At 42.3% G+C, this 19566-nt stretch carries 15 protein-coding genes, 2 pseudogenes and 1 other annotated feature; of the genes and pseudogenes, 5 read left to right on the top strand and 12 right to left on the bottom strand.

What is annotated here, in order from left to right:
* Window positions 1-48 precede the first annotated feature (48 nt).
* Entirely contained in the window at window positions 49-1338 is a 1290-nt protein-coding gene (locus JNUCC1_RS15250; RefSeq protein ID WP_156646229.1) for a bifunctional folylpolyglutamate synthase/dihydrofolate synthase, read from the bottom strand.
* 105 nt (window positions 1339-1443) lie between these two features.
* On the opposite strand from JNUCC1_RS15250, the gene JNUCC1_RS15245 reads away from it, so the two are divergent.
* Genes JNUCC1_RS15245 through JNUCC1_RS18825 form a run of 3 tightly spaced genes read left to right on the top strand, consistent with a single transcriptional unit; the run spans window position 1444 to window position 3208 of the window.
* On the top strand, window positions 1444-2355 hold the full coding sequence (locus JNUCC1_RS15245; protein ID WP_156646228.1) for an ATP-grasp domain-containing protein: 912 nt from the start codon (window positions 1444-1446) through the stop codon (window positions 2353-2355).
* The gene (locus tag JNUCC1_RS18830) at window positions 2349-2795 is read left to right on the top strand and encodes an ATP-grasp domain-containing protein (protein WP_231784247.1); all 447 of its coding nucleotides are present in this window, start codon (window positions 2349-2351) and stop codon (window positions 2793-2795) included. The genes JNUCC1_RS15245 and JNUCC1_RS18830 overlap by 7 nt, the downstream gene beginning before the upstream one ends.
* Window positions 2792-3208 carry an ATP-grasp domain-containing protein gene (locus JNUCC1_RS18825; RefSeq protein WP_231784246.1) on the top strand — a complete coding sequence of 139 codons (417 nt, stop codon included), beginning with the start codon at window positions 2792-2794 and terminating at the stop codon, window positions 3206-3208. Before JNUCC1_RS18830 ends, JNUCC1_RS18825 begins: the two co-directional genes overlap by 4 nt.
* Window positions 3209-4033: 825 nt before the next feature.
* Here JNUCC1_RS18825 and JNUCC1_RS15235 read toward each other — a convergent pair.
* Window positions 4034-6678, bottom strand: a pseudogene (locus JNUCC1_RS15235) (valine--tRNA ligase).
* Between the two features lie 44 nt (window positions 6679-6722).
* Window positions 6723-6958 (bottom strand) — a binding site (T-box leader).
* Between the two features lie 122 nt (window positions 6959-7080).
* On the opposite strand from JNUCC1_RS15235, the gene JNUCC1_RS15230 reads away from it, so the two are divergent.
* Complete coding sequence (locus tag JNUCC1_RS15230; RefSeq protein ID WP_156646227.1) at window positions 7081-7269, top strand: hypothetical protein; 189 nt, start codon at window positions 7081-7083, stop codon at window positions 7267-7269.
* Here the strand turns inward: JNUCC1_RS15230 and JNUCC1_RS15225 are convergent.
* From JNUCC1_RS15225 to hemA, 8 genes are all read right to left on the bottom strand, one after another.
* The gene (locus JNUCC1_RS15225; RefSeq protein WP_197431762.1) at window positions 7266-8300 is read right to left on the bottom strand and encodes a phosphotransferase; all 1035 of its coding nucleotides are present in this window, start codon (window positions 8298-8300) and stop codon (window positions 7266-7268) included. The genes JNUCC1_RS15230 and JNUCC1_RS15225 overlap by 4 nt on opposite strands.
* A 60-nt stretch (window positions 8301-8360) precedes the next feature.
* Entirely contained in the window at window positions 8361-9473 is a 1113-nt protein-coding gene (gene spoVID, locus JNUCC1_RS15220) for a stage VI sporulation protein D (protein WP_156647153.1), read from the bottom strand.
* A gap of 122 nt (window positions 9474-9595) precedes the next feature.
* On the bottom strand, window positions 9596-10888 hold the full coding sequence (hemL, locus tag JNUCC1_RS15215; protein WP_156646225.1) for a glutamate-1-semialdehyde 2,1-aminomutase: 1293 nt from the start codon (window positions 10886-10888) through the stop codon (window positions 9596-9598).
* 26 nt (window positions 10889-10914) lie between these two features.
* Entirely contained in the window at window positions 10915-11898 is a 984-nt protein-coding gene (hemB, locus tag JNUCC1_RS15210) for a porphobilinogen synthase (RefSeq protein ID WP_156646224.1), read from the bottom strand.
* Window positions 11891-12670, bottom strand: coding sequence for a uroporphyrinogen-III synthase (locus JNUCC1_RS15205; RefSeq protein WP_156646223.1), 780 nt, complete (start codon window positions 12668-12670; stop codon window positions 11891-11893). Before JNUCC1_RS15205 ends, hemB begins: the two co-directional genes overlap by 8 nt.
* Complete coding sequence (gene hemC, locus JNUCC1_RS15200) at window positions 12667-13599, bottom strand: hydroxymethylbilane synthase (RefSeq protein ID WP_156646222.1); 933 nt, start codon at window positions 13597-13599, stop codon at window positions 12667-12669. Before hemC ends, JNUCC1_RS15205 begins: the two co-directional genes overlap by 4 nt.
* A gap of 18 nt (window positions 13600-13617) precedes the next feature.
* Window positions 13618-14436 (bottom strand): cytochrome C assembly family protein, encoded by an 819-nt coding sequence (locus JNUCC1_RS15195; protein WP_156646221.1) that lies wholly within the window; start codon window positions 14434-14436, stop codon window positions 13618-13620.
* A gap of 13 nt (window positions 14437-14449) precedes the next feature.
* Complete coding sequence (hemA, locus tag JNUCC1_RS15190; RefSeq protein WP_331713818.1) at window positions 14450-15823, bottom strand: glutamyl-tRNA reductase; 1374 nt, start codon at window positions 15821-15823, stop codon at window positions 14450-14452.
* Between the two features lie 200 nt (window positions 15824-16023).
* On the opposite strand from hemA, the gene JNUCC1_RS15185 reads away from it, so the two are divergent.
* Window positions 16024-16503: a LiaI-LiaF-like domain-containing protein gene (locus JNUCC1_RS15185; RefSeq protein WP_156646220.1), complete on the top strand. Its 480-nt coding sequence runs from the start codon at window positions 16024-16026 to the stop codon at window positions 16501-16503.
* A 54-nt stretch (window positions 16504-16557) separates the two neighbouring features.
* Here JNUCC1_RS15185 and yihA read toward each other — a convergent pair whose 3' ends face one another.
* Both yihA and lon read right to left on the bottom strand, forming a co-directional pair.
* Window positions 16558-17145 (bottom strand): ribosome biogenesis GTP-binding protein YihA/YsxC, encoded by a 588-nt coding sequence (yihA, locus tag JNUCC1_RS15180; RefSeq protein WP_156646219.1) that lies wholly within the window; start codon window positions 17143-17145, stop codon window positions 16558-16560.
* A gap of 3 nt (window positions 17146-17148) precedes the next feature.
* Window positions 17149-19463, bottom strand: a pseudogene (lon, locus tag JNUCC1_RS15175) (endopeptidase La).
* Window positions 19464-19566 lie beyond the last annotated feature (103 nt).

Genomic DNA, 19566 nt, shown 5'->3' with positions numbered 1-19566 from the left:
AACGGGACTAACGTCCTAGCTCACCGTATATAAATTGGTTCTATTATACTACATATACCATCTTTTGGCAAAGTATTTTCTTACTTTTTCAATAAAATGAATGGAACCGGCAAAGTAGTAAATGTTATTTGGTTTTTTTGTTGAAAGCAGGTGGTCAATTATGCTCTCCCATCCAGGGTTAAATGAGAGCGTGTTTGATGCATCAAAATGATCATAATCCTGTTTGTCTGCAGCTCTTGGATGATTAAAAGTGGTAAGCATAACATTTTGAAATGAAGGTTTAACCAAATTAAGCATTGTTTCAATATCTTTATCTTTGAAAGCTGCAAATACTAAAGTTTTATGTTCACATGCAACGTCTTGGTCCACAGTTTTCAGAAAGGCTTCTATGCCCGCTGGATTGTGTGCCCCATCTAAAATAATCGTTGGATTCTGGTGTACAGTTTCATATCTTCCTGGGAGCTGTGCATCCGAGATGCCTTGTAGAGCCGTTTCCCAACTTAACAAATACCCGCTTTCCTTTAATATAGCGAGAGCCATAAGAGCTAGGGAACTGTTTTTGATCTGATGCATACCTCTCATGCGTAATGAAACATCTAAGGTGAAATCGCCATAGGTCCATTGATACCCGTCAAGCTGCTTGTCGTCGAACATCCGGTAATGAAACGTGTGCCCAATTTGAAAGATCGGAGCTGAAAGGGACATTGCTTCCGCATCAATAATTTGCTTGGCTTCTTTGTGCACTTCCCCGGTGATGACCGGAACACCGCTTTTAATAATGCCTGCCTTATGTACTGCAACCGCCTGAACATTGCTACCCAGATAATCGGTGTGGTCAAGAGCGACATTTGTTATAATCGATATAAGAGGGCGAAATACATTTGTCGCATCCTCCTTACCGCCCATTCCCGCTTCAATTACGGCAATATCTGCATACTGGGCAAAATACATAAATGCCATAACAGTTATAATTTCAAACGTTGTTGCCGGTTCGCCTTTCTTATCCAGCTTCTGAATTGCTGGTTCCAACTCTATGAACAGCTTAATAAAATCATTGTCAGATATGATGGTATCATTAAGGGCGATATGACCACTAAGACCATTCAAGCTGGGAGAATTAAATGTACCCACTTTATAATCACTTTGAATAAGAGCCTGCTTTATAAAAGCTGATGTTGATCCTTTGCCGTTTGTACCAGCAATATGAATGCCATTTACATGCTGTTCAGGGTTCCCCGCAGCTGCCAAAAAACTTTTCACACGATCTAGGCCTGGTTTAATACCCAGCCCTGTACGCCCATTTATTGCTTTTTCAACTTGATCCATTGTAAGATACATGCTGACACACTCATTTCTATTGTAATTAGTCCCATAAGTATAGCACCCGCAAGTTCTGCAACCAACCCTGGTATTACGTTAAGATTAAGAAAGGACGTCACGACTATGAACCTTACTGGCTGGATTATATACAACGGGCACCTAAGCGGAGAGAAATTTATCGACTTTGCCCAATGGCTGCATAAAGCAGCGTCTCGTAAGCAGATTAACACATCCATTATTAAAAATAATGAATGTCTATCATACTTGGACAAAGGCACACTCACGATCACTGGTAAAAACGATATTTTGCCGGATTTTGTTTTATTTACAGATAAGGATATATATTTGGCAAGACAGTTTGAAATGCTCGGAATTCGTGTGTTCAACTCTGCTGAAACAATTGCCGTTAGTGATGACAAGATTGCAACATACCAAACTCTGGCTAAGCACGGACTTGCTATTCCAAAAACGATCATAGGACCGAAAATTTTCCCAGGTGCAGAATTGGATGCACGTTTTAGCCAATATGCCGTTCATGAATTGGGATTTCCTCTAATCGTTAAAGAAGCATATGGTTCCTTTGGAGAACAGGTCCATTTGATTCATAACCAAGATGAACTGGATCGTTGTATAGAAGAGCTGAACGACCGCCCATTTGTTTTTCAGGCGTTTGTGTCTTCAAGTTATGGTCGGGATATTCGCCTGCATGTAGTCGGAGATCAGGTCGTTGCAGCAATGACACGTCATGCCAGCAATGATTTCAGGGCCAATATTACAGCAGGTGGATCAATGAAAGCCTATACGCCGTCGTCAACAGAAGCTCAACTGGCAATCAAGGCGAGTCAGGTGTTGGGAGCGGACTTTGCCGGAATCGATTTACTCTTTGGGGAAGAGGATTCCCCTGTTATTTGTGAAGTGAACTCCAACGCTCATATACGGAATATGTACGACGCTACAGGCATTAACGTGGCTGATTATATGATAGACCACGTTATTAAAATAATGAATCAAGACGGAGGTTATCAACAGTGTTGATGGGTTGGCTCATATATAGCAAACAGGATGCCCTTAAGAATCAAACTTACATCGATTGGTTTATTGATGAAGCACAGCAGCAAGGCGTTAAATTAGAGTTTATTTTACGGGAATCACTCACTTACGGCATCCTCAATAACCAGCAAACTATTTTAGTGGATAACGCATACATACAGGCTCCTGATTTTGCAGTTGTTCGAACCATTGATCCATTGTTGAGCGAATTTCTGGAACAAAAAAACGTAAAAGTATTCAATTCAGCTCGAGTGGCTCGAATAGCCAACGACAAGGCGTTAACACATCTTTGCATGGAGAATCTAGCTATTCCCATGCCTGACACATGTTTTATTAAACGTGATATGGTACCGACCACAGCCCCGATTGGTTATCCGTTTGTGCTGAAAAGTGTTCAATCCAGAGGGGCCAGGGTGTTCATTTGATACATAATGATGAAGAATGGGATCAGAACACTCAAGTGATGTTGGGAAATGATTTAATTATTCAAGATGCCAACGTTAAGCTTGGGAGAGATGTACGCGTATTTGTCGTAGGATCCGAAGTCGTTGGAGCAGTACTAAGACAAAGTGACATAGACTTCAGAGCCAACTTTACACTGGGTGGCAGCGCCAACACATATCAACTCAGTAAAAAAGACCTCGAAATGATTGATAAAATCATGCACGCATTTGATTTTGGCATGGTCGGGATTGACTTCTTAATAGGACTTGAGGGCCAACTGCTATTCAACGAAATTGAGGACATCGTCGGCTCCAGAACCCTAAGCGCTACAACCGACATCAACATCCTCCAAAAATACATCACCCATATCAAAACAAACCTAACAGCACAATAGACACAAACTGCGAACGAATGAAAACTTGAATGACTGCTTCTGACAACCGCTCCGGGGAAAACACTCCGTACCAGTGGGCGCTGATGAGCCTCGGGCCCACAGGAGGTGGGTCATGAAGGCGTTGCGACAGGACGTCGCGGTTTTAGCCTTCCTTCCCCTATTGCGCGCTCCGGGGTCTCATCTAGGCTTTTGCTCCCACAGGAGTCTCCGCGTTTTCCCCGAGCTAGGTGAGTGTTATTCATCTTCTTGCTTTATTGGGTTGAACGTTGAAGCGCATATAGGGGCTGAAAATCACTCATGAGCGGAGAAATGCTCATAAGTAAACCGAGATTACCTCTGAATTGGAAATAATACGTATAAATGGACCTAGTACTAACTGTTTAAGAGTGTTCACGTTCTTACTTGTTTTCTTAAACAGGACCGTCCAAGCATTCAATTAACATAAAGTGATTGGAGCGGAGGGAATTCGACTCCTGCGGGAACAGCACGAGTCCGAAGACCCCACAGTGAGCGGTCTTTGCGAGCGAGGAGGCTGAGGCCGTGCCCGCGGAAAGCGACTTCCCGCAGCGCAAATCACGGTGCTCGTTTAAACATATAGAGTGCTTAATGGCGGATCAAAAAACCGCCTATTTAGTTCGTAGTTTACTTATATTGTTGTAATTGGAAAAGCGGAAGTCTCTTGGGGGAGGCTTCCGCTTTTGTTTCATCTAGCTCTGACGCCTCCCCCCCTCGAGTCATAAGCTATAACGTTTCGTGACGAAGACCGCCACTGCACGTTATAGCTTATGATTTTCGGGGGTGAACAAGGCGCCTCTGCTTTTGTTCTTAGTTTTGTAGTTCTTGGATTCGTGCTTTGACTTTTGATTGTTTTTCCAGGTAATCTTTTTCTTTTTGCTTTTCCTCGTTTACCACTGCTTCTGGTGCTTTATTGACAAAGTTAGCATTGGCAAGTTTTTTCTGGACACGCTCAACTTCTTTTGTCCATTTCTCAAGCTCTTTGTTCAGACGATTGATCTCTTTGTCAAAGTCGATCAAACCTTCTAAGGGCAAGAACAACTCTGCTCCTGTAACAACAGCTGACATGGCTTTTTCAGGTACATCAACTGTCGTATCTATGACAAGTTCATCAGGGTTACAGAAACGCTCCAAGTAATTACGTTCACCCTTCAATTCTTCCGCGATTGCCTGATTCTCAGTTTTAATCAACAATTTAATTTGTTTGGACATAGGCGTATCCACTTCAGCACGAATATTACGCACAGATTTTATAATGGACACAAGTCGCTTCATTTCTTCAGAAGCTTGTTCATCATGGAGATCCGGTCGGATTTGTGGCCATTCAGCCACAGTGATCGATGGACCCTCATGCGGCAGCTTTTGCCAGATTTCTTCTGTCACAAACGGCATAAACGGATGCAGCATTCGCATCGTTTGATCCAGCACATGTGCAAGAACTGAACGCGTTGTCTTCTTCGCTGACTCATCTTCACCGTACAAGGGACTTTCGCCATTTCAATATACCAATCACATAAATCATCCCAGATAAAGTTATAAAGATGACGCCCTGCTTCACCAAACTCATATTTATCACTGTTTTTGGTTACCTGTTCAATTGCCTCATTAAGACGCGTCAGTATCCATTTATCAGCAAGCGACAAGTCACCGGACAAATCGATATCTTCATAGGTGAAACCTTCCAAATTCATCAGAGAGAACCTTGACGCATTCCACACTTTATTAGCGAAATTCCATGTGGATTCAACTTTTTCCCAGTGGAAACGGAGATCCTGACCTGGTGTCGAACCTGTCATCAGGAAATATCTCAATGAATCTGCTCCGTATTTTTCAATGACATCCATTGGGTCAACCCCGTTACCGAGGGATTTACTCATTTTTCTGCCTTCAGCATCGCGGATCAAGCCATGGAGCAGTACATCTTTGAATGGACGTTTATTCGTAAACGCTTTTGATTGAAAAATCATTCGTGCCACCCAGAAGAAAATGATATCATATCCTGTTACCAAGACGTCTGTTGGGAAGTAACGTTTAAAGTCTTCTGCTTCTTCATCTGGCCAGCCCATCGTTGAAAAAGGCCATAATGCCGAAGAAAACCACGTATCCAGAACATCTTCATCCTGTACCCAATTTTCCAGATCTTCCGGAGGTTCTTTGGCAACATAAAGTTCACCGGTTTCTTTATGATACCATGCTGGAATCTGATGGCCCCACCACAGTTGTCGTGAAATACACCAGTCTCTTATATTATCCATCCAGTGTTTGTATGTTTGTTCAAACCGTGGTGGATAGAAATTGACTTTCCCATCTTCTGTTTGTAAATCAAGAGCCCCATCTGCAAGCGGCTGCATATGAACAAACCATTGAGTGGACAAATATGGCTCAACGACAGCGCCACTTCTCTCGGAATGGCCCACCTGATGCAGATGGTCTTCTATTTCAAACAGAACACCAAGTTCTTGCAAATCACGGACAATTTGCTTGCGGCACTCAAATCGGTCCATGCCTTCATATTTACCGGCATTATGATTCATCGAGCCGTCCTCGTTCATAACAAGCACACGTTTTAAATTATGGCGATTGCCGATTTCAAAGTCATTGGGATCATGTGCCGGGGTGATTTTCACGGCGCCAGAGCCCATTTCCATATCCACATATTCATCAGCTACAATTTCAATTTCGCGTCCGACAATTGGCAAAATAACCGTTTTACCGATAAAGTGCTGATAACGTTCGTCATTTGGGTGTACCGCTACAGCTGTATCTCCAAGCATGGTTTCGGGGCGGGTTGTTGCAATCTCAATCGTTTCGCTGCTGTCTTTAAGTGGATAGCGCATATGGTAAAACTTACCCTGAATTTCCTCGTAGTTTACTTCAATGTCTGACAGCGCTGTCTGTGTGGCAGGGTCCCAATTGATAATATACTCACCCCGGTAGATCAGCCCTTGCTCATACAGTCTGACAAATACCTCTTTTACAGCTTCAGACAGTCCCTCATCAAGCGTGAATCGTTCCCTTGAGTAATCAACCCCTAGACCGAGTTTCTCCCACTGTGTTCTGATGAAATCCGCGTATTCTTCTTTCCATTCCCAGGATTTCTCAAGAAATTTTTCTCTTCCCAGATCATAGCGGCTGATTCCTTGTTCACGTAATTTACCTTCTACCTTTGCCTGGGTGGCAATGCCGGCATGGTCCATACCTGGTAGCCATAGCACATCATAGCCTTGCATGCGTTTCATGCGGGCAATCGTGTCTTGCATAGCTGTATCCCAGGCATGTCCCAAGTGCAGACGTCCTGTCACATTTGGTGGGGGAATGACGATTGAGAATGGCGGCTTGCTTTCATCTTCTCCCGCTTTAAAGAAATCTCCCTCCACCCAAAATTGATACCGGCCGCTCTCTACCTCGTTGGGGTTGTACTTGGGCGGCAATGCTTGTTGTTCATTTTCTGCCATCGCTTTTTCCTCCTTTTTTGCATATAAAAATACCTTTCCCTCCAAATAAGGACGAAAAGGCATGATTTCCGCGGTACCACCTTAGTTTACAGATCCATTGTCTGTACACTCAATACATATTGAATAACGGTCAATAACCGGTCCGGCCTACTAAACGCCATGTCTTTCAGGCAGACTGCATCAAGGACGACCTTCCTTAAGCACTTCTCCGGGAATTTCTCAGCAAACATTCCCTCTCTGTAGGCAGCGATTAAGTACTTCTCCCTATCATTGCATCTCAGATATCTGAATACATTTTTATTGTATCCATTTTTATATTTTATAGCAAGCATTATATCACAATCTACACACCCTCACTCATATAATACTCATACACACGTCATATGTACAGGAGTGATTGCAATGGCAAGGTATTATCGGTATCGACTTCCACCGTGGGCACGCCGCTGCCTCATTATTTGCGAACATGCCACATTGCCGATTCTCATATTTCAGTTGATCCGTACGTTAATATTCCCAACAACACTGGATGTTCTACTGCTTGGAGTGCTCGTGTTAATTTTTACTGCTTTTTATTTAAAATGGATTTAGATCTCGTCGCGAAACTGGGGATCGTCTTCTTCAAAGTGTTCTCTATTCATCTCATCAATTGTTTCAACTAAATGCAAAGCAAGGGTCAGCCTGCGGTACAACTGCTCTAAGCTGTGAACATATTCAAGCATTGGCTGAGCGTGACCTTTTGTGACATATGATTCAATCATATTGATGTAAGCAGTTGGGTCAAGCAAGTAAATCGACAATAACAAACGTTCATTCGAAGTTGATGCATAAGTGTCAAAGTATGTCTGCAATGAATGGCTCCACATGGTTGTATTTGGATCATGCCTGGAGCCAGCATCTTGAATTAATTTAGCCAAATCATTCATCGGGTGACCGTAATTGGCTTTTTCCCAATTGATCACATATGGCCTATGATGATATATATAATGTTGCAGTGACATCTGCCCATGACATAAACTCACAGTTTGTGCCGGATCATTTTGTAATTGAGCAATGAATGTTTTGAGACGGTCAAACAAAAGGTTGAAAATCATATCTATATGTACATAATGTGTGCACGTCTGGAGTTCAAACGGAGACATGTAATGTTGGCTCTCAAATAGCGTTATGTACTGACTGAGACGTTCATAACTGCTTAATAGATGACGTTCGTAGTCGGCAAACTTTAGTTCTGACTCCTGGATATCGACATCAGCCGTATGGCGGGTGGATTCATGTAAGTGACCCAGCGCTTTAAACAATCCTGTTATTTGCGTCTGTTTATTATGGGACGTCGCTTCAATCCAAGGTGTCACATAATAAATAGATTCCTCTGCAGCATGAAACAGAGCCCCACTCTTTGTTACATAAACAGGCAAAACAGACGACAGCCTTTGTGTATGAGCAGTATGATAAACATACTCCCAAAATTGAACTGTATTCTGATTTAGCTGACTCCGTTTTACCGCGTACTGCTTATTTCCATCTGTAGCGCGGTAGAGCAGATCAGTGTGTTTAGAAATAAGCTGAGGTGAAATACCATATTCCCATAATACTTTTTGAATGATGTTTTGATCTAACACAGGATCACACCCCAAATTTAAAAGGATATACCCCTTGTATCCCCAAGGGGGTGCTCTCATTTACGCCTTATTTTGTTTCGTGTATGGAATATACAGCAGCTGACCTGGACTTACTTCTTCATTTTCAAGACGGTTTTGACTCATAATCTGATCACTGTTGATGCCATACCTCTGAGCGATCGTCTCAATACTGTCATCAGGCTGTACGATACATAAACGCATCTTTGAATAATGCTCTTCTTCCTCTTCCCGAAACATATTTGACAGATACATAACATCCGGAACTTCTTCTGAATGGTCAACTGTATATTCCTCAGTCAGCGAATCAGCAGCATATTCCTCTTGTGCATATGACTCGAATTCTTCTGAACTATCCTCGTGCTCCTCATACGTTTCTGTTAAGCTGTCCTCATATTCTTCTGTTTCAGAGGGGGCATCTGCCCCAAAAAACTCACCCAGTGTTTGCGTTTCCTTCCATTTCCAGCGACCAGACTCTTCTTCTTTTTCTTCACTTTCTTCACCTTTTTCCTTTACTTCTGCTTCATAGTCGCTCGCTTCATCTTGATGGGTACCTTCTTGTGAGGTATTCGGGCTGATATCTTCTTGACCATCTGTCTCTGTTTCAGAGGCATCTGGAGCTCTGTGGGATTCAACTGAAAACGCCTCACCTAATTCGTAAGAGGTGTCATCATGATCCGATAATCCTTCATCCACCACAATATCTTCTTCTTTTTCACGCTCATCTTGAATTCCATAAATGGCGATCTTTGAAGTGAATTTCAGATGGCTTGGACCAGGGAGCTCATAATCAAATGTTTCAATATCAACAGAGACATCATCAAGTGCCGTAACTCTATATGTCGGAATGGAGATCTCAATCGGAAAACGGTGCATAAAAGTGGCTTCACCGTCCTCCACATCCATCACGCGTTCAACAAAACGCTTCGAGTGTTGAACTGATAGATCATACTCGGCGTCTGTTTCGGTAAGAGGCGTATGCTTCACATACTCTCCTTGTAGTTCTATCACACCTCTGATGGCCACATAATCGCCGTAATCCTGAATGGCAATTTCAGGATCAAGGGAAATACTTTTCATCTCAGCGACTTCCTGTCCGCTTTCAAAATAAAGCGATTCATGTAAGTCAAAAGCAAATACGGCTTCATCATTCATCAATAACTCTCCTCCCCCCTTGCGCATTACGCTGTGATACACACACGCTTACTTTCACTATATGCAACCGCTACTCCTCATATGATCAAAAAAGCCTGGCACAGGGCCAGACTTTTAAAGAATTACTTTTCTATTTTCGAAAATGCATTTGCTGCTGCTTGAATGGTGCGATCGATGTCTTCATCTGTATGGGCTGTTGATAAGAATAAACCTTCAAATTGTGAAGGTGGCAAAAATACGCCTTCCTCGATCATCGCTCTATAATACTGAGCGAATTGATCCAGATTGGATGCTTGAGCACTAGTAAAGTCTGTAACAGGTTCAGCTGAGAAGAAGATACCGACCATTGACCCGGCCCGGTTAATTTGCAGATCAAGGTCATTGGCTTCAGCTGCTTGACGGAATCCAGCAACAAGCCTGTCTACTTTTTCTCCAAGTTCTTTATACGAATTCGGTGTCAATGCTTTCAATGTTTCGTATCCCGCAGTCATGGCAAGTGGGTTGCCGGATAGTGTGCCGGCCTGATAAATCGGTCCGTTTGGCGCTATATGGGACATGATTTCTTTTTTACCACCATATGCACCGACTGGGAGTCCCCCACCAATGACTTTACCAAGGCACGTTAAGTCAGGCGTTACACCAAAATGACCCTGTGCACAGTTATAACCAACTCTAAAGCCAGTCATGACTTCATCAAATATGAGCAGTGAACCATTTGCTTCCGTAATATCTCTTAGTTGGTTCAGGAAATTATCTTGCGGGGGCACAACCCCCATATTGCCTGAAACTGGTTCAACAATAACACCTGCAATATCGTCACCGTACATATCAAATGCTTTTTGCAAACTAGCAGGATCATTGTATGGAACCGTGATGGTGTTCTGTGCAATCGAATCAGGAACTCCAGGGCTGTCAGGCAAACCAAGTGTTGCAACACCAGAGCCTGCTTTGATAAGAAGAGAATCTCCATGTCCATGGTAGTTTCCTTCGAATTTCAATATTTTATTACGGCCTGTATACCCGCGGGCAAGTCTTAATGCACTCATCGTTGCCTCTGTGCCCGAGTTAACCATGCGCACCATTTCAATGGAAGGCACGCGTTCAATCACGAGCTGAGCCACTTTACTTTCCAATTTTGTCGGTGTTCCGAAGCTCGTCCCTTTTACGACCGCTTCCTGGAGTGCGTTGACAACACGATCATCGGCATGGCCCAGAGCAAGAGGCCCCCAGCTGAGAACATAGTCAATATATTCATTGCCGTCGATGTCCCAGATTTTTGATCCTTTTCCGTGTGACATAAAAATTGGTGACATGCCAACTGATTTAAATGCCCTAACCGGAGAGTTCACGCCGCCTGGCATAAGTTGTGAGGATTCCTGGTACGCTTCCTGAGATAACTGAAATACTTTTTCCATTAGTGACACCCCGTTTTATCAATATTTTAGGACTGCTGCAGCCAATGGGCAGCATCTTTTGCAAAGTAAGTAATAATCAGGTCTGCACCCGCTCGCTTCATAGCTGTCAATGTCTCCATGACAATTTGTTTCTCATCGATCCACCCATTCATTGCTGCGGCTTTCACCATAGAGTATTCTCCGCTGACATTATAAGCCACCACAGGCAGATTTGTATAGTTGCGTACATCCCTCACAATATCAAGGTAAGACATAGCAGGTTTCACGATTAGAAAGTCTGCGCCTTCAGTAACGTCTGATTCTGTTTCTCTAAGCGCTTCAAGACGGTTTGCCGGGTCCATCTGGTATGTTTTGCGATCTCCGAATTCCGGTGTGCTTTCAGCTGCATCACGAAACGGCCCATAAAAAGATGAAGCATATTTGACAGCATAAGACATAATTGGTATATGTGTGAATCCCGCCTCGTCCAATGCCTCACGAATCACAGCAACAAAACCATCCATCATATTGGAAGGTGCAATGATATCTGCCCCTGCCTCCGCCTGGCTAACAGCAGTCTGCGCCAGCAATTCTAACGAAGGGTCATTATCCACATCATGGTGATGAATGACCCCACAATGGCCATGAGAAGTAAATTCACATAAGCAAGTATCGGCGACAACAAGCATTTCAGGGGCTTGCTGTTTGATCAGGTGTGTAGCTTCCTGCACAATACCTGCCTCAGAATAAGCACCGCTCCCTCGTTCATCTTTCTGCTCAGGAATCCCAAATAACAACACCGCTTTAATGCCTAACTCTTTGATTTCATTAATTTCCTCAGACATATGATCAAGTGTCAGATGATGTACCCCAGGCATCGATGGCACTTCTTGTCTTATTCCGCTTCCCTCTTTAATAAACAATGGGTAAATTAAATCATCGATCTGCAAATGATTTTCCCGGACGAGCGATCGCATTGCATTTGAAGCACGGAGTCTGCGGTGGCGCTTAAACTCGAGGCGATTATCCATCTCTTTTCATCCTTTCTGTGTAAGCAATCATTTCTTCAAGCATGCCGTCAATCGTGAATTCTGCAGGCGTCAGAATATGTGTGAATCCGTTTGCCAATGCCGCTTGTTCTGTCGTGGTGCCAATACAGACACAAACATCCCAACTCTTATCATAATTGGCGGTTTCAGCCATTTCAACAAAAGCATTCAGAGTTGACGGGCTTGTAAACGTAAGAAAATCAACTTTCTTCTGTTCAAGCACATGATTCAATAATTCTCTTGACTCATAATTAATTGAGGTTTGGTACGCGATCAAAGTATCAAAATGGATGGCATGTTCTTCAAAGAAATTCGGAAGTACATCTCTGGACCAATTTCCTTGGACAAGCAGTATTCGTTTAGGTCTTCCAGCTACAGGCAAAAACTCTTTTGCCATCACATCAGCATTATACACAGATGGGATAAACTCAGCCTGGTATCCATATTGCCTTAATGCCTGGTCCGTTTTTGGACCGACCGCTGCCAGTCTGACATTTGAAAAGTCAGCATGTCCCTCTCGTTGGGCTGAATTCAAAAAACAATGGACACCGTTGGCACTTGTAAAAAACAACCAATCATATTGTTTGAAATCAACCATACTGGTATTTGTATCAATAGGATTTGTGCAGTTGATTTTCAGCAAGGGCACTTCTACAGGATGCCCGCCCTGTAATTTGATGCACCTTGAAAATGTGCTTGCCTGTTTCTTTTCTCGCGTGATTAAGACTGTTTTACCGGCAAGTGGGCCTGTCATTCAGAGTCCAACTCTTCCAATACATCTTTAACAATCTTTTTTGCCCCCTGGTCGATCAACAGACGCGAGGCTTCTTCACCCACAGCTACAGGATCAGTCCCACGCACGGTTTCTTTAAGGATTGTTTCTCCGTCTGGTGTGCCGACAAGGGCTGTGAGCACTATGTCATCTTCATCTAGATAAGCATACCCGCCAATCGGAACTTGACATCCCCCTTCAAGAAGTCTGAGAAATGTTCGTTCAGCAGTAACTGTTCGAGCGGTTTTTTCATCGTGAATGTTATCGAGAATCTCTCTGAGCTCATCGTCATCTTCCCGACACTCAATGGCAAGGGCGCCTTGCCCGACAGCTGGCACACAAATATCTGCATCAAGATATTCTGTAATTAAATCCTCACTTAATCCAACACGTTTCAAGCCGGAGACAGCGAGAATAATGGCATCATAATCCTCTTCCTGCAACTTTCGGAGACGGGTCTCGATATTGCCGCGAATCCATGTGATTTTAACATCCGGACGTACTGCAAGAATCTGAGCGGATCGGCGAAGACTGCTCGTGCCTACAATTGCCCCCTCAGGCAAATCTTTAAGTTTCACATTATTCTTGGCGATATAGGCATCCCGATGGTCTTCACGAACTGGAATACAAGCTATCGTCAGTCCTTCTGGCATAACAGAAGGCATATCTTTCATACTATGAACAGCAAGATCCACTTCTTTCCGATACATGGCTTCTTCTATTTCTTTAACGAACAAACCTTTTCCGCCTACTTTGGATAGCGTTACATCAAGGATTTTATCACCTTTTGTAACAATTTTTTGCACGTCTATTTCATTCTCGACACCGGCTTTTTTCAACTGATCGATCACCCATTCCGTTTGAGTCATCGCCAAATTACTCCGTCTCGAACCAATCATAATTTTCCGCATCAGTTATTCCTCCATCACTTAAAAATGAAATTCTGAAAGCACTCCAAATAAAAAGAAGTTGATCAGCAGCATCAGAAAAGCGATCGTATGATAATAAGAGATTGCTTTTCCCTGATAGTGCAGACCCAACCGCAAAAACAGATAAAACATATATACACCAAGCACAACAAGAGAACCGATCGTCTTTAAATCAAACCAATAAAATTCGGCTCCTGAAGCGAAAGCCCAGACGAAGCCAAGAATCAATCCGATTGTCAGAAGCGGGACACCAATAGTGATCGCCCAGAAAGACAACTGGTCAAGCTGTTGCAAATCCCCAAACCGCCACATCCACTTCAAACCAATCTTCTTTTTTAGAAAATAGTATTGAATCAAATGCATCATGGATAGTAAAAAACCAATTGTAAAGAAACCGTAAGAAACCATGGAAATGGCAATATGAATGGTTAATATCTCGTTCGCCAGCTGAATTTGCATCCCAGCTGATTGTTTCTCAGCGTGCGTAAATATATATAAAACCAGTATGATGAAACTGAATATATTCGTAAATAGAATAATAAAATGGACTTTAAAAAAACGATTAACAATTAATGAAAACGTCACTAAAACCCATGAATAAAAAAACAGTCCTTCCCGCAAGTTTGATATGGGAAAGTTTCTGGTTATAAATATACTATCCAGCAAATACATTGTTTGAATGACCCAGACCAAGCCAAGGAGCCAGAAAGCCATGCGATTGACTTTCTGGTTCTGTTGAATAAAATCCCAGAAGTATCCAATAAGACTAAGCCCGTAGATCAATAAAACAATCTCAATAAATCTGACAGATTCAAACATGGCGTATCCTTTCTTATTTTGATGGAAGGTGTTTTAAAAAGGGAAAGGATATATGGCTGCCGCCGTTTGAGTTAAGTGTTTCGGACTCTTTGTAGTTTTGTTTATCGAGTATTGTCCGAACTTCATTCTCTATACCGAAAATATCGATAAACAAATTGAGTGCCTCTTCCCGTTTAGTACAAGCTGACATTTCTTTAGCTTGTTTAATCGGTTCTTTTAACATTTGATTGACAATGCTTTTAGTATGTTTTTGCAACACCTTTTTCTCCCGAGCTGTTAAATCAGGCATTTTCCGCTCAATACTTTCCATTGTTGCCGCCTGAATGGCCAGCCCCTTTTCTCTTAGGGCCGTAATGACCGGTACAACTCCCAGCATCTGTATCCATTCTTCAAATAACACCAGTTCCCCATCAATCATATGCTCAATTTTCGCCGCAGCAGCCTGTCTTGATGCAAGATTGTCGTCAACGATATGCTGCAAGTCATCAATATCATATAAAAACACATTTTCTGCCTGACCGGCTTCAGCTTCAATATCGCGAGGAACAGCTATATCCACAAGGAATAAAGGTGCTCCCTTGCGCTTCATTTGTACCGGTGCGATCATTTCTTTTGTTATAATAGGCTCTTGTGACCCGGTTGAGCTGATCACAATATCAGCCTGTTTCAAAACTGACGGCAAGTGATCGAATGTTGCCGAACTGGCACCAAATGTCTTTGCAAGTGCTTCAGCATTCTCTAATGACCGATTTACAACCGTCATTTGTCCAACGCCAGCTCCTAAAAGATTCTTTGCCGACAATTCCCCCATTTCGCCGGCTCCAACGATCGCAACGTGTTTCTTCTTCAAATCACCAAAGATCTTTTTGGCCAATTCCACTGCTGCGTAGCTGATTGATACAGCTTGTGCACCAATTCCAGTTTCATGATGAGCCCGTTTGGCAAATGTCAAAGCTCGTTTGAATAATTCGTTAAAAATTGTTCCGGTTGTTTGAGCTTTTTGCGCGGCAAGAAATGCGTCTCGAATTTGGCCGAGTATTTGTGTTTCTCCAAGTACCATGGAGTCCAACCCGCTAACCACTTTAAACAAATGTTGGGTAGCTGCTTCATTCTCGGAAATTTGTAGGTATAAAGCAAAGTCTTCAATTGGTACTTCAAACCACTCTGACAAAAATCGTTTTACATAATATCGTCCTGTATGCAACTGATCAGCAACGACATAAATTTCAGTCCTGTTGCATGTCGATATAATGACATTTTCTAAAATACTTTTTTCTGCAGCAAGCTGTTTAACAGCTTGAGATAAATGATCTTCAGAAAAAGTAAACGTTTCCCTAGTCTCTAAAGGGGTTGTTTTGTAATTGAAACCGACTCTTAATACGTGCACAGTGTTCCCCCCTGTATTATCAACACATACTTAAACTCATTTTAACATAATTCTACAATATATAATTCAATATAATGTGAACAAGGCTTGAACAATATGATACGATAGAACGTACATAATCCGTATAAAAACTAACATACAGCGATTCATGCTGCAAGCAAAGTGCACATAGAAATAGAGTTGAAGGAGTTGTTCATCTAATGAAAAAACAACATACATTTACGGCTTATCTTTTAATCGGGCTCGGGATTTACTTTTTGCTTAAACAGTTGAAAGTCCCGATTCTAACGGACTTCTATTCTTGGCCTACACTATTGATCATTATAGGCCTTGCTTTCCTTATATATGCAATACGTGCAAAGGAATATCAACAGTTGTTTACAGGAACGCTTCTTTTGGGATTGGGCATCCATTTTCATGGACTTAACCATTATAGCTTCTGGCCAGATCATTGGGCAATGTACACACTGATTATCGGTATTGCCTTCTTTGTCAGATACCTTAAAACGAAACAAGGCATGGTCTTAGCTTTAGTTATGATGGGGCTGTCTTTATTCTTCATCTTTTCCATGCAGATCCCAAGTGAACTGTCGTGGATTTATGACATTGTCGGTTTAATTGAACGTTTCTGGCCAGTAGCTCTCGTGATTATTGGCCTCTATCTTCTGAAACGAAAATAATTGACCTAAAAGAACCGGCCTGATTCGAATCAGGCCGGTTCTTTTAGGTTTTTTCTAAGTGGCTAGGAGACGTTCTGCTTCGCTCCATGCTGCATCTTTCCCTTCTCCAGTCTCAGCTGAAAAAGGGATTAAAATATCCTCTGGTGAAAGCTCTAATGTTTTATGAGCTGTTTGAACATGTTTCGATCGTTTGTTTTTGGGAATTTTATCGAGTTTTGTACCAATCACCACAACCGGTAAGTTAAAGTGCTTTAAATAATTATACATTAGTATATCATCTTTTGTCGGCTCATGACGCAGATCAACCACAAGCAAAACGCCTTTTAGCACAGAGCGACTCTGGAAATATGTTTCCATCATAATGCCCCATTTATCACGCTCTTTTTTGGATACTTTAGCATAACCGTACCCGGGGACATCGACAAACTGAAACACATCATTGATTTTATAAAAATTCAATGTGCGTGTTTTACCAGGCTTGGAAGATGTCCTTGCAAGGTTCTTACGATTGATCAGGCGATTTATAAATGATGATTTCCCCACATTGGAACGCCCTGCCAATGCAATCTCTGGCAAGCCGTCATTTGGATACTGGCTTTCACTGACTGCACTTATAACGATTTCAGCCTGATTTACTTTCATATCTTACTCCCCCACCAATGCAATTTTTAACACCTCGTCCATATGTCTGACAGGCTTAAATTCTAACCCCGCTCGTACACTTTCAGGTATATCCTGGACGTCCTTTTGATTATCTTTTGGCATAATAATCGTTGTAATTCCCGCCCGATGTGCACTCAACGATTTTTCCTTTAGCCCTCCTATAGGAAGAACTCTTCCCCTCAGGGTAATTTCACCGGTCATACCGACTTCTTTTTTATAGCTCGTCCTGTCAGCGATGAAACCAGAGCTGTCGCAATCGTAATTCCGGCAGATGGTCCATCCTTTGGTGTGGCCCCTTCAGGTACATGAATATGAATATCATATTTCTCATGAAAATCCGGGTCTATATTTAACTCATCTGTTCTTGAGCGGATATAGCTGAATGCTGCTTGAGCTGATTCTTGCATAACATCACCAAGTTTGCCGGTTAGTGTCAATTTACCTTTGCCGGGATAGTGGGATACTTCAATTGATAACGTATCGCCTCCAGCAGCCGTATAGGCAAGTCCTGTTGCTGCCCCAACTTGATTCGCTTCTTCCATCTTTCCATAACTGAATATTGGTTTCCCCAAAATATCTTCTAAATTATTACGTGTAATGACCACGCGTTTTTTATCTCCTGAAATAATCAGGCGAGCCGCTTTACGACATGAGCGTGCAAGCTGCCGTTCAAGGCTTCTGACTCCAGCCTCACGTGTATAAGTACGTACAATTTGCAACAATGCGTCATCACGGATTTGCAGTTGTCCTTTTGTAAGCCCATTTTCGTCCATTTGTTTAGGGAGCAGGTGGTCTTTAGCAATATGCTGTTTCTCAACTTCTGTATACCCGGCTAGTGATATGAGTTCCATCCTGTCCAGCAATGGTGCGGGGATGTTATTCATGTAATTTGCAGTTGCAATAAACATGACATTGGATAAGTCATAAGATTCTTCAATAAAATGGTCACTAAATGTGTTGTTTTGTTCAGGATCCAAGACTTCCAGCATCGCTGCTGTCGGGTCACCGCGTAAATCGCTAGTAAGTTTATCAATTTCATCAAGCAGAAAAACAGGATTGGTTGTTCCTGCTTTCTTCATCCCTTGAATAATTCTTCCTGGCATTGCACCAATGTAAGTGCGTCGATGACCTCGAATTTCCGCCTCATCACGCACACCGCCCAAGGAGATTCTGACAAACTTTCGGTTCACTGATGCAGCAATCGACTTTGCAAGTGATGTCTTTCCAACACCTGGTGGGCCGACAAGGCAAAGAATTGGGCCTTTAATGGAGTCTGTCAATTTTTTTACAGCTAAGTATTCAATTATCCGTTCTTTTACTTTCTGGAGGCCATAATGATCTCTGTCTAAAATAGCTTCAGCACGGTCTATGTTTATCGCGTCTTTTGTTGTAGCTGTCCATGGCAAAGACACAAGCCAATCCAAATAATTATAAATGACATTACTCTCAGCGGAGCTTTGGGGGATACGTTCAAAACGCTTAAGTTCTTTTCGTGCTGCTTTATAAACTCTTTCAGGCATCTGTGCTTCTTCAATTCTCTCCTGAAGTTTTTCAACTTCTGATAATCTGCCGTCATTTTCTCCCAGTTCCTTCTGAATAGCTTTCATTTGTTCCCGCAGATAATACTCTTTTTGCGTTTTTTCCATTGATGACTTAACATGTTCGCCTATTTTCTTCTCAAGATCTAATACTTTTTTTTCACTTGATATCAGTCGGAGTAATGTGTTGAGCCGATCTGTCACATCCATGGTTTCAAGTAACATTTGCTTATCTTTCAGATTAATGGGTAAATGGGATGCGATGACATCAGCCAAACGTCCGGGTTCATCCATGTCTGCAACAGATGCATACGTTTCCTGAGTGATTTTCTGAGACACATTTATGTATTGTTTAAATTGTTCAAGAAGCGAGCGCTTTAATGCTTCTACTTCATAATCATTTCCGGGTTTTTCTTCCACACGTTGAACTTCAGCTGAAAGCATGGATTGCTGTTCTGTAACATGCGTGATTTCTGCACGATAAAGCCCCTCTACAAGTACCCGTTTCGTTCCATTAGGTAATTTAATCATTTGATTGACCTTGGCGACCGTCCCTGTTTGATATAAGTCTTCTGGACCAGGCTCATTTAGTTCAACTTGTTTTTGTGCAGTGAGAAAGATTTGTTCATCATTAAGCATGGCTTTTTCTAATGCTGCTACTGATTTGTCTCTGCCCACATCCAGATGCAAAACCATTGAAGGGAACACAAGCAGGCCCCTTAACGGCAGCAATGGCAATTCATAATTTATATTAGGCATGACTTAAACCTCCAAATTCATGTATGTCTTCATCTGTGTTATTATGGCCTGTTAAAGAGATTTCAAACATGTTCATGCATGTAAACAAAACTGGCTTGCACTG

The organism is Lentibacillus sp. JNUCC-1 (genome assembly GCF_009741735.1).
In the GTDB taxonomy this organism is placed as follows: domain Bacteria; phylum Bacillota; class Bacilli; order Bacillales; family Amphibacillaceae; genus Lentibacillus_B.
This window is presented reverse-complemented; position numbering and strand designations above follow the sequence as displayed.

Coding starts and splice junctions, on each gene's coding strand:
- JNUCC1_RS15250 (WP_156646229.1), bottom strand. CDS start 1,338: ATGTATCTTACAATGGATCAAGTTGAAAAAGCAATAAATGGGCGTACA.
- JNUCC1_RS15245 (WP_156646228.1), top strand. CDS start 1,444: ATGAACCTTACTGGCTGGATTATATACAACGGGCACCTAAGCGGAGAG.
- JNUCC1_RS15230 (WP_156646227.1), top strand. CDS start 7,081: ATGGCAAGGTATTATCGGTATCGACTTCCACCGTGGGCACGCCGCTGC.
- spoVID (WP_156647153.1), bottom strand. CDS start 9,473: ATGAATGATGAAGCCGTATTTGCTTTTGACTTACATGAATCGCTTTAT.
- hemL (WP_156646225.1), bottom strand. CDS start 10,888: ATGGAAAAAGTATTTCAGTTATCTCAGGAAGCGTACCAGGAATCCTCA.
- hemB (WP_156646224.1), bottom strand. CDS start 11,898: ATGGATAATCGCCTCGAGTTTAAGCGCCACCGCAGACTCCGTGCTTCA.
- JNUCC1_RS15205 (WP_156646223.1), bottom strand. CDS start 12,670: ATGACAGGCCCACTTGCCGGTAAAACAGTCTTAATCACGCGAGAAAAG.
- hemC (WP_156646222.1), bottom strand. CDS start 13,599: ATGCGGAAAATTATGATTGGTTCGAGACGGAGTAATTTGGCGATGACT.
- JNUCC1_RS15195 (WP_156646221.1), bottom strand. CDS start 14,436: ATGTTTGAATCTGTCAGATTTATTGAGATTGTTTTATTGATCTACGGG.
- JNUCC1_RS15185 (WP_156646220.1), top strand. CDS start 16,024: ATGAAAAAACAACATACATTTACGGCTTATCTTTTAATCGGGCTCGGG.
- yihA (WP_156646219.1), bottom strand. CDS start 17,145: ATGAAAGTAAATCAGGCTGAAATCGTTATAAGTGCAGTCAGTGAAAGC.